Source organism: Kribbella sp. NPDC000426 (genome assembly GCF_040300265.1).
GTDB lineage: Bacteria > Actinomycetota > Actinomycetes > Propionibacteriales > Kribbellaceae > Kribbella.
This window is the reverse complement of record NZ_JBEPDK010000003.1, coordinates 553,159-567,605: the sequence shown is the minus strand read 5'-3', so window position 1 is coordinate 567,605 and position 14,447 is coordinate 553,159. Positions and strand designations below refer to the sequence as shown.

Genomic DNA, 14,447 nt, shown 5'->3' with positions numbered 1-14,447 from the left:
CGATCACCCTCCCGTTCCACGGGGAGAGATAGATCGCGCCGCAGTCGAAGCCCCGCCGGCGAAGCCGGACGGCGCCAGGCCCGGCGGTGTGGAGGCCGGGGGTGTGGAGGCCGGCCCTCTCGCGTGAGTCCAGTCCGGTTCGCCCGAGCGGGCGCGCTCGAGCGCCCAGTAGACCGCCTCCGGCGTAGCCGGGGATGGTAGGTCGACGCTGGTTCCGGCTGGGCCGAAGGCCGCGGCTGCTTGGCGTAGGGCCTCGCGGACCGAGAAGGCGAGCATGAGTGGCGGTTCGCCGACGGCTTTCGAGCCGTAGACGGCGCCGTCCTCGTGGGCCTTCTCCAGCAGCCGGACGTTGAAGACCTCCGGCATCTCCGAGAAGCTCGGCAGCTTGTACGTGCTGGCCGCCTGCGTGGACAGCCGACCGCGCCGATCGCCGGTGCTCTCGTCCCAGCGCAGGTCCTCGAGCGTCAACCACCCGGCGCCCTGCACGAAGCCGCCCTCGATCTGCCCGATGTCGATCAGCGGGCTCAGGCTGTCGCCGACGTCGTGCACGATGTCGACGCGCCGCACCGTGTACGCCCCGGAGAACCCGTCCACCTCGACCTCGGACGCGGCCACGCCGTACGCGAAGTACTTGAACGGCTCGCCGCGCATCGCGTTGGCGTCCCAGTGCAGCCCTTCGGTCCGGTAGAACCCGGCTGCCCACAGCTGCACGCGCTGCATGTAGGCCATGCCAACGAGTTCGTTCCACGGCAGACCGTCGCCCGACAGGCCAGTCACAAGACCATCTGTAAACCGCACGTCCAACGGACTGATCCCCAGCCGCCCGCCGGCAACGACAGCCAACCGCTCCCGGATCTGCTCACAAGCGTTCTTGATCGCGGCCCCGTTCAGGTCGGCACCGGACGATGCAGCAGTCGCGGACGTGTTCGGCACCTTGTCCGTTCGGGTCGGTGCCAGTCGCACGCGCGACAGCGGCACCCCAAGCGTGGTCGCGGCGACCTGCAGCATCTTCGTGTGCAGACCCTGGCCCATCTCGGTGCCGCCGTGGTTGATCAGCACCGACCCGTCCTTGTACACGTGGACGAGCGCCCCGGCCTGGTTGAACGCGGTCAGGTTGAACGAGATCCCGAACTTCACCGGAGTCATCGCCAGCCCACGCTTCACATGCTCGTGCGACGCGTTGAACGCCTCCACCTCAGCAACCCGCGCAGCGACATCCCCGCCGGCGATGACCTGACTCCAGCACGACTCGAGCCGGTCCGCGTGCCGCACCGGCTGCCCGTACGGCGTGGAGTCGCCCGGCTGGTAGAAGTTCCGTCGCCGCAGCTCCAGAGCGTCGTACCCGAGAAGCGGCGCGCACCGACCGAGGATGTCCTCGATGACGAGCATGCCCTGCGGGCCGCCGAACCCGCGGAATGCGGTCTGCGACGTCTTGTTGGTCTGCGCGATCTGCCCGTCCACGCGGACGTGGGGGATTTCGTACGCGTTGTCGATGTGGCACATCGCCCGCGCCAGCACCGGCTCCGACAGGTCGAGACTCCACCCGCCGTCCGCGGTCAGGGTCGCATCCAGGGCGACCAGCTTGCCGTCGTCGGAGAAGCCGACGGTCCACGACGAGTGGAACCCGTGCCGCTTGCCCGACATCGTCATGTCCTGCGTCCGGTTCAGCCGCAACCGCACCGGCCGGCCGGTCAGCGTCGCGCCGAGCGCCGCGATCGCGGCGAACCCGTGCGGCTGCATCTCCTTACCACCGAAGCCGCCGCCCATCCGCAAGCACTGCACGGTGACCGAGTGACTTGCCAGCCCGAGGACGTGCGCGACGATCTCCTGCGTCTCCGACGGATGCTGCGTACTCGACTGCACGAAGATCTGTCCGTACTCGTCCACCAGCGCCAACGCCGCGTGCGTCTCTAGGTAGAAATGCTCCTGGCCGGCGAACTCGAACTCCCCGCTGAACACATGCGAAGCGCCTGCCAGCGCAGCTGACACGTCGCCACGTTCCAGATGCCGCCCGATGCCCTGGAAGCTGCCCGCCTCGATCGCCTCGCGCACGGTCACCAGCGAGGCCAGCGGCTCGTACTCGACCTCGACCGCCAATGCCCCGAGCCGCGCAGCCTCCAACGTCTCCGCGAGCACCCAGCACACCGCGTGCCCGTTGAACATGACCTCGCCCGGGAACAGCGGCTCGTCATGCTTCACGCCGGCATCGTTGATGCCCGGTACGTCGTCCGCGGTCAACACTCGCACGACGCCAGGCACGTCGTACGCCGGCTTCACGCGCAGCGCAGTCACCCGTGCGTGCGCATGCGGCGACTGCACCGGCCACGCATGCAGTACGTCGCGGGTGCGCATCACCAGATCGTCGGTATATAAGGCAGTTCCGGTCACATGCAGCGCAGCGCTCTCATGCGGCAGCGGTACGCCGACGACGGCAACAGCAGGCCGTTCCGACAGCGAGCTCATGCCTCGACCCCCTTGAAGTAGAGCCGCAACAACGACTGCCCGAGCATCGCCGAGCGGTACGCCGAACTCGCGCGGTGATCGTCCATCGGCGTACCCTCCGCGGTCATCACCCCGGCCGCCGTCCGCACGGTCGTCTCGTTCCACGGCTGACCGATCAGCGCCGCCTCGGTCTCGCGGGCCCGCAACGGGGTAGCTGCGACACCGCCGAGACCGATCTTCGCGTCCCGCACCACCCCGTCCCGGACGTCGACGGCGTACCCGATCGCGACGCTGGAGATGTCGTCGAAGCGGCGCTTGGCGATCTTGTGGAACGCAGTCATCGGTGCCAACGGCAACGGTACGACGATCGTCCTAATCAGCTCGTCGGCAGCCTTCACGGTCTGCCGATAGCCGGTGAAGTAGTCGGCGAGGGGCACAGTCCGCTCACCGCGGCTGGAGGCGAGGACCAGAGAAACATCCAGCGCCAGGAGCGCGGGCGGGGTGTCGCCGATCGGAGATCCGGTCCCCAGGTTCCCGCCGATTGTCGCGCCGTTGCGGATCAGCCGCGACGCGAACTGCGGGAACATCTCGGCCAGCAACGGCACCCGGCCCGCCAGCCGTCGCTCGATCTCGGTGAGCGTCAGCGCCGCTCCCAGCCGGACCTCGTCGTCGCCGAAGGAGAACTCGCGCAGCTCCTCCAGCCTGTCGATCGCGATGGTCAGCGGCGGCCGGGACCCGAAGATGTTCACCTGTACGCCGAGGTCGGTCGAACCGGCCACGACCTGCGCATCGGTCCGTTCGCCCAGGACAGTCAGCGCGTGGTCGAGCGAGCTCGGGCGGATGAACTCGCCCTCAGGGGAGGCCATGCCGGTCGGCGCCGGAGCGGGCGGCGGCGAGTTCCGGCGTACGGCGAGAGCGTCGTTCTCGGTCGGGTCCTCGAGCGCATACGCCGCGTCCCGGATCGGGCGATAGCCCGTGCACCGGCACAGGTTCCCGCTCAACGAGTGCAGGTCGAAGCCGTTCGGACCGTGCTCGTGATCGCCTTCACCGCACGACCGGCCCGGACGGTAGAACTCGGCCGCCATGCTGCACACGAAACCTGGTGTGCAGTAGCCGCACTGCGAACCCCCGCGGACGGCCATCTCGCGCTGCACCGGGTGAAGGTCGGCCGGTGAGCCGAGACCTTCGGAGGTGACCAGCTCCTGGCCGTCCAGTGAGGCGATCGGCAGCAGACACGCGTTGACCGCGGTCCACTCGGTCGGGGTGTCGGTGCCGGCGCGGGCGACGAGGATCGAGCACGCGCCGCACTCGCCCTCGGCGCACCCCTCCTTGGCGCCGGTCAGCCCGCGGTCGCGCAGCCAGTCCAGCACCGTGGTGTGCACGGGGATGTCGCCGAGAGCGGTGAGTTCACCGTTCACCGTCACGGCCGGGGCTCGCAGTGCTTGGGTAGTCATCGGTTCGTGCTCCAACGGGTTCGTGCGCTATGGATCGGGTTGGCGTCGGACACGAAGTCGTCGAACCGGTAGCCGGCGATCTTCGCGATCTCGAGCAGCGCGGCGGCGTGCTCCTGGTTCTCGCAGTTGCCCAGCCGCTCACGGCCCTGCTCGACGATCCGGTCGTACGACTCGGCATCGCGCACCGAGATCACCAACGGGAACCCGAACCGCTGCTCGTACTCCGAGGTGATCGCGGCCAGCTGGTCGCGCTCCGGATCGCCCAGGAACGTCAGCCCCTTGTCCGACTGGTCCCGCAGCGACGCCTCGCCGCTCAGGCCGTCGGCGACGAGCTGCGAGCCGAGCTGCGGGTACGCCTGGATCAGATCGCGCTGCTCCTCGCGTGAACCGGAGAACAACGCCTCCTGGAACGAACGTCGCAGCGCGTGGGTGTCGGCGTACGGCCGCATGTCCCAGGCCCGCTCGACGGCCCAGCGCGGACCCTGGAACAGCCCGCCGAAGGTCTCGACGAACTCCTCCCGCGTCATCTGGTTCACCTGGTCCAGCCGCACCGAGTCACCCGGCTGTCCGGCGACCGCGGGGCCGAAGTTCTTGCCGACGTGGTGGAACAGGATGTTCAGCAGGATCGCGGTCAGGCTGCCCAGCGTGATGCCGCTGCCGAAGATGATCTCGGCCCAGTCCGGCACGGCCTGCGCGACCTGCGGCTGCGCGGTCACGTACATCGCCAGACCGACGCTGGTCGCGACGATGACCACGTTGCGGTGGTCGTGGAAGTCGACCTTCGTCAGGGTCTGGAAGCCGACCACCGCGACGGTCGCGAACATTGCCAGCGCCGCGCCGCCCAGGACCGGATGCGGTACGCCGGCCACGATCGCGCCGGCCTTCGGCAGCAGCCCGATCAGGATCATGATCGCCCCGGCGGTGGCGACCACCCAGCGACTGCGGACCCGGGTCAGCCGGACCAGGCCGACGTTCTCGGCGAAGCAGGTGTACGGGAACGAGTTGAAGACGCCGCCGATCGTGGTCGCCAGGCCGTCGGCCCGCAGCGCCCGGGCGATGTCCTCGCGGCCGATCCGCTTCTCGACGATCTCACCGGTCGCGAAGACGTCACCGGTGGTCTCGACCGCGGTGATCAGCATGACCACGATCATCGAGATGATCGCCGCCACCGAGAACTTCGGCCAGCCGAAGTAGAACGGCGTGGTCACCCCGGCCCAGGCAGCGTCCCCGACCGCCCCGAAGTGTGCGTCGCCGAGTGCCCAGGCAACCAGGGTCCCCACGACCAGGCCGATCAGCACGGCGATCGTCGCCATGAAGCCCTTGAACACCCGCTGGATCAGCACGATCAAGGCCAGCGTCCCCAGCGCGTAGGCCATGTTCTTCCCGCTGGTCGGTGCGGCATCCGGGCCGGCCCCGCCGACAGCGTCCCCGGCCGCGACCGGCAGCAGCGCCAGACCGATGATCGTGATCACTGAGCCGGTCACGACTGGCGGGAAGAACCGGATCAGCTTGCTGAAGTACGGCGCGATGAAGAACGTGGCCAGCCCGGCGACCAGGACGGCGCCGTAGATCACCAGCAGGCCGTCGGTACCGCCGCCGGCCGCGAGCCCGATCGCGATCATCGGCGAGACCGCCGTGAACGTGACGCCCTGCAGCAGCGGCAGCCGGACGCCGACCTTCCAGAAACCGACCGACTGGATGATCGAGGCGATACCGCAGGTGAAGAGGTCCGCGTTGATCAGGTGGATCAGCTGCTCGGTGGTGAGCCCGATGGCGCTGGCGAGCAGGATCGGTACGATCACCGCCCCGGCGTAGAACGCCAGCACATGCTGAGCGCCGTACACCGCGAGCTTGCCAGGTGGCAGCACCTGATCGACGGGGTGGCGGCTGGACCGCAGGTTTGCCTTCATCGGGGACACGCTCCTCGGGCTGCATGGGGCGGCGGGGGATTTGACCTGCCCCTGAGCATCGGCTCATCGAGCCCCGGATTGCACCCGGTGAACCTCCGAAGATGAACGCCCGGAGAACACTCCGCTTTGTGTGATCACACAATCAGAGCGATTTGAGCGCCAGGAACACGTCGACCCGGTCCTCCAGGCTCGACAGATCGCGACCGGTCAGTTGCTCAACGCGTTCGATCCGGTAGCGAACGGTGTTCACGTGCAGGTGCAGCGACTCCGCCGTGCGCGTCCAGGAACACGAGCAGGCGAGGAACGCCTGGAGCGTGGTGAGCAGGTCGGCATGGGTACGGCGGTCGTGCTCGAGGACCGCTCCGAGGACCCGGTTGGTGTAGGTACGCCGTACGTCGTCGGGCAGTGTCGCGAGCAGGAGGACGTGGGACGCGACCTCGTCCGAGGTGACCACCGAGACCGGGGCCCGCCCGGCCCCGGCTGCACGCTGCGCGAAGCGGGCTTCTTCGAGGGCGCCGGCGAGCGCGTCGACCGAGGTCTCGCCGCTGATTCCCACCGCGAGCCGACCTCGGCTCAGCCCCGGACCGAGACGGCTGAAGCTTCGCCGTACGTGCTCCGGCAGGCCCGGTGTGTAGGGCAGGAAGCCGACCAGCAAGCCGTCGCGTCCGGGCGCGACGACGGCCGGGCCGACGGTCAGCGCAACGTCCTCGAGCAGGCTCAGCGCGACCTCGCTCGGCCCGTCGTCGCGCAGCTCGGCGACCGCCACGACCATCGGTCGCTCCGAGTGCGCACCGGCCTGCTTGAGCCGGGCTGCGACCTCGGCCTGCGGAGCGCCGGACTCGACCAGCGCGAGTGCGTCGGCGACCAGCGGACGCAGCGCCCGGCGGCCTTCGTCACGGCGGGCGCGGTCCAGCGCGGCGATTGCGCACAGCTCGTGCACCGCCTCGACGTGGTCGCGGGACCATTCGTTGTGGTCGCCCTCGATCACCAGCACCCACGCGGTCAGCCGGTTCCCCAGCCCGGATCCGACCGGGAACAGGCTGTACGACGCATCGATCGTCATCGCGACCGCAGGCGTGCGATCCGCGGTCAGGAACTTGCGGGTCACGGCGTCGGTTGCGGCCGCGTCGAGCTCACCCGGCCCCGGTACGACGTGGCGCCCGGTCGGGGTCAGCACGCGACAGTCGTGCCCGATCTCCGCGGAGATCCGGGCCGCCAACTCGTCGAGGCTGCGCCCGGCCGCGATCGACGACAGCAGCTGCCGCTGGCGGACCAGACTCGCCGACAGCCGGGCCCCGGTCTCGGCTGATCCCGCCGCCGCGGCGTACTCCGTCACGTCCGCGAACGCGATCTCGATCGGCACCTCGATCAGTGTCACCTCGTGCCGGCGGCACGCGTCCAGCAGGTCGCCCGGCACATCCCCCAGCTGGGCCTTACCGGCCAGGATCGTCGTCGCGCCACGTCCCGCCATCGAGGCCACGAACACCTCGCTGTCCATCGGCCGTCGCCGCCAGACCAGCCCGGTCAGCACGACCTCGCCGCCGTTCAGGTACCGGCCCGGCTCGAGCAGGTCGGTGGTGACGAGTCGCCCGATCGGGCGATCCAGCACCCCGCCCGCCGAATGCAGCAGTCGCAACCCGAGCTCGGGCGCATCCAGCAGTTCGGACAGCAGCACGGCGTACCTCCTTTAGAGGAACGTACAACGCGCGCGCCCACGTGAGACAGCCCCTCGCCGTCCCGGACCCAGACCTTGACGCTCTCGCCCCGGCCAACCTATGGTTTTCGCAGAACAGAAACGAACTTCCGCAATACGGAAATTGGAGTCAGGATGAGCCACCAACTGCGGTACACGGTGAACTGCTCGTTGCTCTTCACCGAGTTGCCCCTGCTGGAGCGACCGGCCGCCGCTCGCCGGGCCGGGTTCAGCGCGGTCGAGTTCTGGTGGCCGTTCGTCGAGGCGGTCCCGCCGGACCGGCAGGTCGACGCGTTCGTCAACGCAGTGACCGACGCCGGCGTCCAGTTGACCGGCCTCAACTTCTTCGCCGGCGACATGCCCGGCGGCGACCGCGGGCTGGTGTCCTGGCCGAAGCGGTCGAGCGAGTTCCGCGACAACGTCGACGTCACCGTCGGCATCGGCGAGCGGCTCGGGACCCAGGGCTTCAACGCCCTGTACGGCAACCGGGTGGACGGCAGCAGCGAGCAGGAGCAGGACGACCTCGCGGTCGAGAACCTCGCCCTCGCCGCCCGAGCCGCCGCGCGGATCGGCGCCACGGTCCTGGTCGAGCCGGTCAGCGGCGCCGAGCGGTACCCGCTGAAGACGGCGGCCGACGCCCTCACCGTGATCGACCGGGTCCGGACGGCGTACGACGTACCGAACGTCGGACTGCTCGCCGACCTGTACCACCTCGCGGTCAACGGCGACGACGTGAACAAGGTGATCGCCGACAGCACCGACTGGGTCGCCCACGTGCAGATCGCCGACGCGCCGGGACGCAACGAGCCCGGCACCGGCACGCTCCCGCTCGACCAGCAGCTCACCGCTCTCGAAGCGAACCGCTACGCCGGCTGGGTCGGACTCGAGTACAAGCCGTCCACCACCTCAGACGAAAGCTTCGGCTGGCTGCCGTTCGAGCGCCGCTGACACACCTAGGAGACGACACATGACGAACATCGCCTTCATCGGCCTCGGCATCATGGGCAACCCGATGGCCGTTCACCTCGCCAACGCCGGCCACAGCGTGGTCGGGCTGGATCGCAGCCCCGAGCGGGCGAAGGACCTGATCGCAGCCGGCGGCCGCGCCGCGACCTCGCTGACCGAGGCCGTCAAGGGCGCCGACGTGATCTGCGTGATGGTGCCCGACTCACCCGACGTCCAGGACGTGCTCGAGGGTGAGGACGGCGTCTTCCAGCTGGCCGAGACCGGCACGCTGATCATCGACTTCTCCAGCATCCGGCCGGACGTCACCCAGCAGCTCGCGGAACGCGCGCGGGCGCTCGGCTTCCACCTGCTCGACGCGCCGGTGTCCGGCGGCGAGGCGGGCGCGAAGAACGCCGCGCTGTCGATCATGGTCGGCGGCGACGCGGACGACTTCGCGAAGGCCAAGCCGCTGTTCGACGTGGTCGGCAAGACCGTCGTCCACGTCGGCCCGAGCGGTTCGGGCCAGACGGTCAAGGCCGCCAACCAGCTGATCGTCGCCGCCAACATCCAGGCCGTCGCCGAGGCAGTCGTCTTCCTGGAGGCGTACGGCGTCGACACGAAGGCAGCGCTCGAGGTGCTCGGCGGCGGCCTGGCCGGGTCGACCGTGCTCAACCAGAAGAAGGAGAACATGCTGTCGCGCTCCTTCCAGCCCGGGTTCCGGATCGACCTGCACCACAAGGACATGGGCATCGTCACGGCCGCCGCGCGCGAAGCCGGCGTCGTCGTACCGCTCGGTGCTCTCGTCGCGCAGCTCGTCGCGTCGGCGCGGGCGAACGGCGACGGCGGGCTCGACCACTCGGGTCTGCTGCGCGGCGTCGAGCGACTGTCCGGGAAGGAGATCGGCTGATGGCACGGATGCGTGCGGTCGATGCCGCAGTACTGATCCTGGAGAAGGAGGGTTCGACGCAGGCGTTCGGGTTGCCGGGCGCGGCGATCAACCCGTTCTACAGCGCGATGCGCGCCCACGGCGGCATCAAGCACGTCCTCGCCCGCCACGTCGAGGCCGCCTCGCACATGGCCGAGGGCTACACCCGGGCCCGCGCCGGAAACATCGGCGTCTGCATCGGTACGTCGGGGCCGGCCGGCACCGACATGATCACCGGCCTGTACTCCGCGGCCGCGGACTCGATCCCGATCCTGTGCATCACCGGCCAGGCGCCGGTCGCGAAGCTGCACAAGGAGGACTTCCAGGCCGTCGACATCTCGGCGATCGCCAAGCCGGTCGCGAAGTGGGCGGTCACGGTGATGGAGGCCGCGCAGGTGCCGGGCACCTTCCAGAAGGCGTTCCAGGTGATGCGCGAAGGCCGTCCGGGTCCCGTGCTGATCGACCTGCCACTCGACGTACAGCTCGCGCAGATCGACTTCGACATCGACACCTACGAGCCGCTTCCGGTGTCTCGTCCCGCGGCGACGCGGGCGCAGGCGGAGCGGGTGCTGCAGATGCTCGGTGCCGCCGCTCAGCCGTTGATCGTCGCCGGTGGCGGCGTGATCAACGCGGACGCGTCCGAGCTGCTGGTCGAGTTCGCGGAGATCACCGGGATTCCCGTCGTACCGACGTTGATGGGCTGGGGCTCGATCGCCGACGACCACCCGCTGAGTGCGGGCATGGTCGGTCTGCAGACCTCGCACCGGTACGGGAACGCGACGATGTTGGCCTCCGACGTAGTGCTCGGCATCGGCAACCGGTGGGCGAACCGGCACACCGGCGGTCTGGATGTGTATCGCGGTGAGCGGAAGTTCATCCACGTGGACATCGAGCCGACCCAGATCGGACGGGTGTTCGCTCCGGACTACTCGGTCGTGTCCGACGCGCGGGCCGCGCTCGAGATCTTCGTCGAGGTGGCGCGCGAGTGGGCCGCCGACGGCAGGCTGGCCGACCGTACGGCGTGGGCCGCGGAGTGCCGCGACCGGCGTACGGCGCTGCAGCGGAAGACCCACTTCGAGAACACGCCGATCAAGCCGCAGCGGGTCTACGAGGAGATGAACCGGGCGTTCGGGCCGGACGTGCGCTACGTCAGCACGATCGGGCTGTCGCAGATCCAGGCCGCGCAGATGCTGCACGTGTACCGGCCGCGGCACTGGATCAACGCGGGCCAGGCCGGGCCGCTCGGCTGGACCGTACCGGCCACGCTGGGGGTCGCGGTCGCGGACCCGGAGAGCACCGTGGTCGCGCTGTCGGGCGACTACGACTTCCAGTTCCTGATCGAGGAGCTGGCGGTCGGGGCGCAGTTCAACATCCCGTACATCCACGTGGTCGTGAACAACTCGTACCTCGGGCTGATCCGGCAGGCGCAGCGGAACTTCGACATGGACTACTTCGTCCAGCTGTCCTTCGAGAACATCAACAGCCCCGAGGTGAACGGGTACGGCGTCGACCACGTCAAGGTCGTGGAAGGCCTTGGCTGTAAGGCGCTTCGGGTGTTCGAGCCGGACGGCATCCTGCCGGCCCTCGAGCAGGCGAAGAAGCTGATGGTCGAACACCAGGTCCCGATCGTCGTCGAGGTGATCCTGGAACGCGTCACCAACGTCTCGATGGGCGTCGAGATCGACAACGTCGTCGAATTCGAAGACCTGGCCATCTCCCCCGAAGACGCGCCAACGGCGCTGGCCCTGCTGGACTGATGGTCCGGGTAGTAGTTGCCTCCGACAAGTTCAAAGGGAGTCTGACCAGCGCCGAGGTGGCGGCTGCGGTTGGTGTTGGGGTACGACGAGTCCACCTCGACGCCACCGTGGTCGCGGTGCCGGTGGCCGACGGCGGCGACGGGACCCTCGCCGCCGCCGTCGGGGCCGGGTACGAGCTGGTCCCGGTTGTTGCCTCGGGCCCCACGGGCGAGCCGGTGAAGTCCGGGTACGCCCGCCGCGGCGACACCGCGGTAGTTGAGCTCGCGGACGTCTCCGGGCTCGTCCGCCTCCCCGGCGGCGTACCGGCTCCGTTGACCGCCACGTCGTACGGCACCGGCGAGCTGATCGCCGCAGCCGTCGCCGCCGGCTGCACCCGCATCATCCTCGGCATCGGCGGCAGCGCCTCCACCGACGGCGGCGCCGGCCTCATCGCCGGGCTGGGGGGTCGGCTGGAGGGCGTGCAGGTTGTCGTGGCCTGCGATGTGGACAATCCGTTGACCGGACCTCGGGGTGCGGCTGCTGTCTATGGACCGCAGAAGGGCGCCACCGCCGAGCAGGTTGTCGAGCTCGACCGCAAACTCAGCGTGTGGGCCGACCTGGTCGCCGAGCAGACCGGCCGGGATCTGCGGGACGTGCCTGGTGCGGGGGCCGCGGGCGGAGTCGGCTTCGCGGCGCTTGCGCTCCTGGGTGCCGAGCTCCGGCCGGGGATCGAGTTGGTGCTGGAGATGGTCGGGTTCGAGGAGCAGCTTGCGGGTGCCGACCTCGTGATCACCGGCGAAGGGGCGCTCGACGAGCAGACCCTGCACGGAAAGGCCGTAGCCGGTGTGGCCGCCGCCGTCCGCCGCCACGCCGTCGGCGCTGCCACCATCCCCGCGATCCCGGTAGTCGCCGTCTGCGGCGTCAACAAACTCGAGTCGCACGAGCTACACGACGCCGGCGTGCACGCGGCGTACGCGCTCACCGACCTCGAGCCGAACGTCGAGCGCTGCATCGCCGAACCGAAGCCGCTGCTCGAACAGCTCGGCGAACGGATCGCGGCCGAGCACCTTACGATGGCGAGAAGGGAGAGAGGGATCGCATGAACGCTCTTGATCTGGTGATCCGGGCCCGGCGAGTCGTGCGCCCCGCGGGCGAGCAGCCGGGCGCGATCGGCGTCCGGGACGGGCGCGTCGTGGCGATCGCGCCGTACGACGCCGACCTGCAGGCGACCGCGGAGGTCCGCCTCGCCGACGACGAAGTACTGCTTCCGGGCCTCGTCGACTCCCACGTGCACGTGAACGACCCCGGCCGGACCGACTGGGAGGGCTTCACGTCGGCGACCAAGGCAGCGGCCCGCGGCGGCGTCACGACGATCATCGACATGCCGCTCAACAGCATCCCGCCGACCTGCGACGTCCCGGCGCTCACGCTCAAGCGCAAGACCGCCGAGACCCAGGCGTACGTCGACGTCGGGTTCTGGGGCGGCGCGATCCCGGGCAACGTTCCCGACCTGCGCCCGCTGCACGACGCCGGCGTGTTCGGGTACAAGTGCTTCCTGCTGCACTCGGGCGTCGACGAGTTCCCGCCGCTCGACCATGCGCAGCTCGAGGCCGCGATGCGTGAGATCAGCAGCTTCGACGGTCTGCTCATCGTGCACGCCGAGGACGCCCACCGCATCGACGAGGCGACCGAGCCCGACGGCGCGAGCTACGAAGCCTTCCTCAACTCCCGGCCGCGGACCGCCGAGAACGATGCCGTTGCCGAGGTCATCGATCTCGCCCGCGAGACCGGCTGCCGCGTCCACATCCTGCACGTCTCCAGCGCCGAAGTGCTCCCGCTGCTCGCGAAGGCCCGCGCGGACGGCGTACGGATCACCGCGGAGACCTGCCCGCATTACCTGAGCTTCAACGCCGAGGACATCGCCGACGGCGCCACGCAGTTCAAGTGCTGCCCGCCGATCCGCGAGGCCGCCAACCGTGAGCTGCTCTGGGAGGGGCTTCGCGACGGCGTCATCGACCTGGTCGTCTCCGACCACTCGCCGTCCACGATCGACCTCAAGCACCTCGACACCGGCGACTTCGGCACGGCCTGGGGCGGGATCGCGTCGCTCCAGCTCGGCCTGCCCGCCGTCTGGACCGAGGCCCGCCGCCGCGGCTGCACCCTCTCCGACGTCGTCCGCTGGATGTCCGCCGCGCCCGCCGCGAAGACCGGCCTGACCGCCAAGGGCAGCCTCGAGATCGGGTCCGACGCCGATTTCTGCGTGCTCGCCCCGGACGAGACCTTCACCGTCGACGCGACGCAGCTCCAGCACAAGAACGCCATCACGCCGTACGACGGACGCACGCTCACCGGCGTCGTCCGCAGTACCTGGCTCCGCGGCCGGCCCGTCGACATCGCCGTCGACCCACGCGGCCGCCTGCTGACCCGAGGAGAACGATGAGCTACTACGCCCCGAAGGGCGGGCTGCCCGCGCAGACCGACCTCACCACCGATCGCGCGGTATTCACCGAGGCGTACGCCGTCCTGCCGCGCGGGACGATGCGGGACATCGTCACCAGCCGGCTGCCGTTCTGGGACGACACCCGGTTGTGGGTGATCGCGCGGCCGCTGTCCGGGTTCGCGGAGACGTTCTCGCAGTACATCGTCGAGGTCGGGCCCGGCGGTGGCAGCGACAAGCCGGAGACCGACCCGGCCGCCGAGGCCGTGCTGTTCGTTGTCTCAGGCAACGTTGTGCTGACGGTCGCCGGGGAGAAGCACACGCTGACCGAGGGCGGGTACGCGTACCTGCCGCCGGGCGGGGACTGGACGGTGCGGAACACGAGTGACGCGGTCGCGACGTTCCACCTGGTGCGGAAGGCGTACGAGCGGGTCGACGGGATCGACGTACCGGCGGCATTCGTCACCAACGAGGCGGACGTCGAGGGCCGGGAGATGCCGGGCACCGAGGGCCGCTGGAAGACGCAGCGGTTCGCCGACCCGGACGACGTACGGCACGACATGCACGTCAACATCGTCACTTTCGAGCCGGGCGGGGTGATCCCGTTCCCGGAGACGCATGTGATGGAGCACGGGCTGTACGTGCTGGAGGGCAAGGCGATCTACCTGCTGAACAAGGACTGGGTCGAGGTCCAGGAGGGCGACTTCATGTGGCTCCGCGCCTTCTGCCCCCAGGCCTGCTACGCCGGCGGCCCCGGCCGCTTCCGCTACCTCCTCTACAAGGACGTCAACCGCCACCCGAAACTCACGCTCTGAGGTCCTTCCGTCGGCGCTCGGCTCATCGGTTAGCACGACAGTGAAGGTCATGCCTTTGGACGCTAACCGCCGCCGCCGACATCTCGACAG

At 69.6% G+C, this 14,447-nt stretch carries 9 protein-coding genes and 1 pseudogene; 6 read left to right on the top strand and 4 right to left on the bottom strand.

Features of this window, described 5'->3' with window-relative positions:
• Nucleotides 1-3: 3 nt before the first annotated feature.
• The 4 genes from xdhB to ABT313_RS16440 form a co-directional block, all read right to left on the bottom strand.
• On the bottom strand, nt 4-2,463 hold the full coding sequence (gene xdhB, locus ABT313_RS16455) for a xanthine dehydrogenase molybdopterin binding subunit (RefSeq protein ID WP_350853600.1): 2,460 nt from the start codon (nt 2,461-2,463) through the stop codon (nt 4-6).
• Nucleotides 2,460-3,896: a xanthine dehydrogenase small subunit gene (locus ABT313_RS16450; protein ID WP_350853597.1), complete on the bottom strand. Its 1,437-nt coding sequence runs from the start codon at nt 3,894-3,896 to the stop codon at nt 2,460-2,462. The genes xdhB and ABT313_RS16450 overlap by 4 nt, the downstream gene beginning before the upstream one ends.
• On the bottom strand, nt 3,893-5,806 hold the full coding sequence (gene uraD, locus ABT313_RS16445; protein ID WP_350853593.1) for a 2-oxo-4-hydroxy-4-carboxy-5-ureidoimidazoline decarboxylase: 1,914 nt from the start codon (nt 5,804-5,806) through the stop codon (nt 3,893-3,895). The genes ABT313_RS16450 and uraD overlap by 4 nt, the downstream gene beginning before the upstream one ends.
• Nucleotides 5,807-5,948: 142 nt before the next feature.
• The gene (locus ABT313_RS16440) at nt 5,949-7,481 is read right to left on the bottom strand and encodes a PucR family transcriptional regulator (RefSeq protein ID WP_350853590.1); all 1,533 of its coding nucleotides are present in this window, start codon (nt 7,479-7,481) and stop codon (nt 5,949-5,951) included.
• A 153-nt stretch (nt 7,482-7,634) separates the two neighbouring features.
• Between ABT313_RS16440 and ABT313_RS16435 the strand changes: the two genes are divergently transcribed.
• The 6 genes and pseudogenes from ABT313_RS16435 to ABT313_RS16410 all read left to right on the top strand — a co-directional run bounded on the left by ABT313_RS16435 (nt 7,635) and on the right by ABT313_RS16410 (nt 14,357).
• On the top strand, nt 7,635-8,447 hold the full coding sequence (locus ABT313_RS16435; protein WP_350853587.1) for a hydroxypyruvate isomerase family protein: 813 nt from the start codon (nt 7,635-7,637) through the stop codon (nt 8,445-8,447).
• A 13-nt stretch (nt 8,448-8,460) separates the two neighbouring features.
• A pseudogene (locus tag ABT313_RS16430) lies at nt 8,461-9,351 on the top strand (2-hydroxy-3-oxopropionate reductase); the annotation flags it as partial.
• Complete coding sequence (gcl, locus tag ABT313_RS16425; protein WP_350853584.1) at nt 9,351-11,126, top strand: glyoxylate carboligase; 1,776 nt, start codon at nt 9,351-9,353, stop codon at nt 11,124-11,126. The pseudogene ABT313_RS16430 and the gene gcl, both read left to right, overlap by 1 nt.
• Entirely contained in the window at nt 11,126-12,208 is a 1,083-nt protein-coding gene (locus ABT313_RS16420) for a glycerate kinase (protein WP_350853582.1), read from the top strand. The genes gcl and ABT313_RS16420 overlap by 1 nt, the downstream gene beginning before the upstream one ends.
• Nucleotides 12,205-13,545, top strand: a complete 1,341-nt coding sequence (gene allB / locus ABT313_RS16415; protein WP_350853579.1) for an allantoinase AllB — start codon at nt 12,205-12,207, stop codon at nt 13,543-13,545. The genes ABT313_RS16420 and allB overlap by 4 nt, the downstream gene beginning before the upstream one ends.
• Nucleotides 13,542-14,357 (top strand): bifunctional allantoicase/(S)-ureidoglycine aminohydrolase, encoded by an 816-nt coding sequence (locus ABT313_RS16410; protein ID WP_350853576.1) that lies wholly within the window; start codon nt 13,542-13,544, stop codon nt 14,355-14,357. The genes allB and ABT313_RS16410 overlap by 4 nt, the downstream gene beginning before the upstream one ends.
• The last annotated feature ends 90 nt before the right edge of the window (nt 14,358-14,447 follow it).

Coding starts and splice junctions, on each gene's coding strand:
- ABT313_RS16435 (WP_350853587.1), top strand. CDS start 7,635: ATGAGCCACCAACTGCGGTACACGGTGAACTGCTCGTTGCTCTTCACC.
- uraD (WP_350853593.1), bottom strand. CDS start 5,806: ATGAAGGCAAACCTGCGGTCCAGCCGCCACCCCGTCGATCAGGTGCTG.
- ABT313_RS16450 (WP_350853597.1), bottom strand. CDS start 3,896: ATGACTACCCAAGCACTGCGAGCCCCGGCCGTGACGGTGAACGGTGAA.
- gcl (WP_350853584.1), top strand. CDS start 9,351: ATGGCACGGATGCGTGCGGTCGATGCCGCAGTACTGATCCTGGAGAAG.
- xdhB (WP_350853600.1), bottom strand. CDS start 2,463: ATGAGCTCGCTGTCGGAACGGCCTGCTGTTGCCGTCGTCGGCGTACCG.
- ABT313_RS16420 (WP_350853582.1), top strand. CDS start 11,126: ATGGTCCGGGTAGTAGTTGCCTCCGACAAGTTCAAAGGGAGTCTGACC.
- ABT313_RS16410 (WP_350853576.1), top strand. CDS start 13,542: ATGAGCTACTACGCCCCGAAGGGCGGGCTGCCCGCGCAGACCGACCTC.
- allB (WP_350853579.1), top strand. CDS start 12,205: ATGAACGCTCTTGATCTGGTGATCCGGGCCCGGCGAGTCGTGCGCCCC.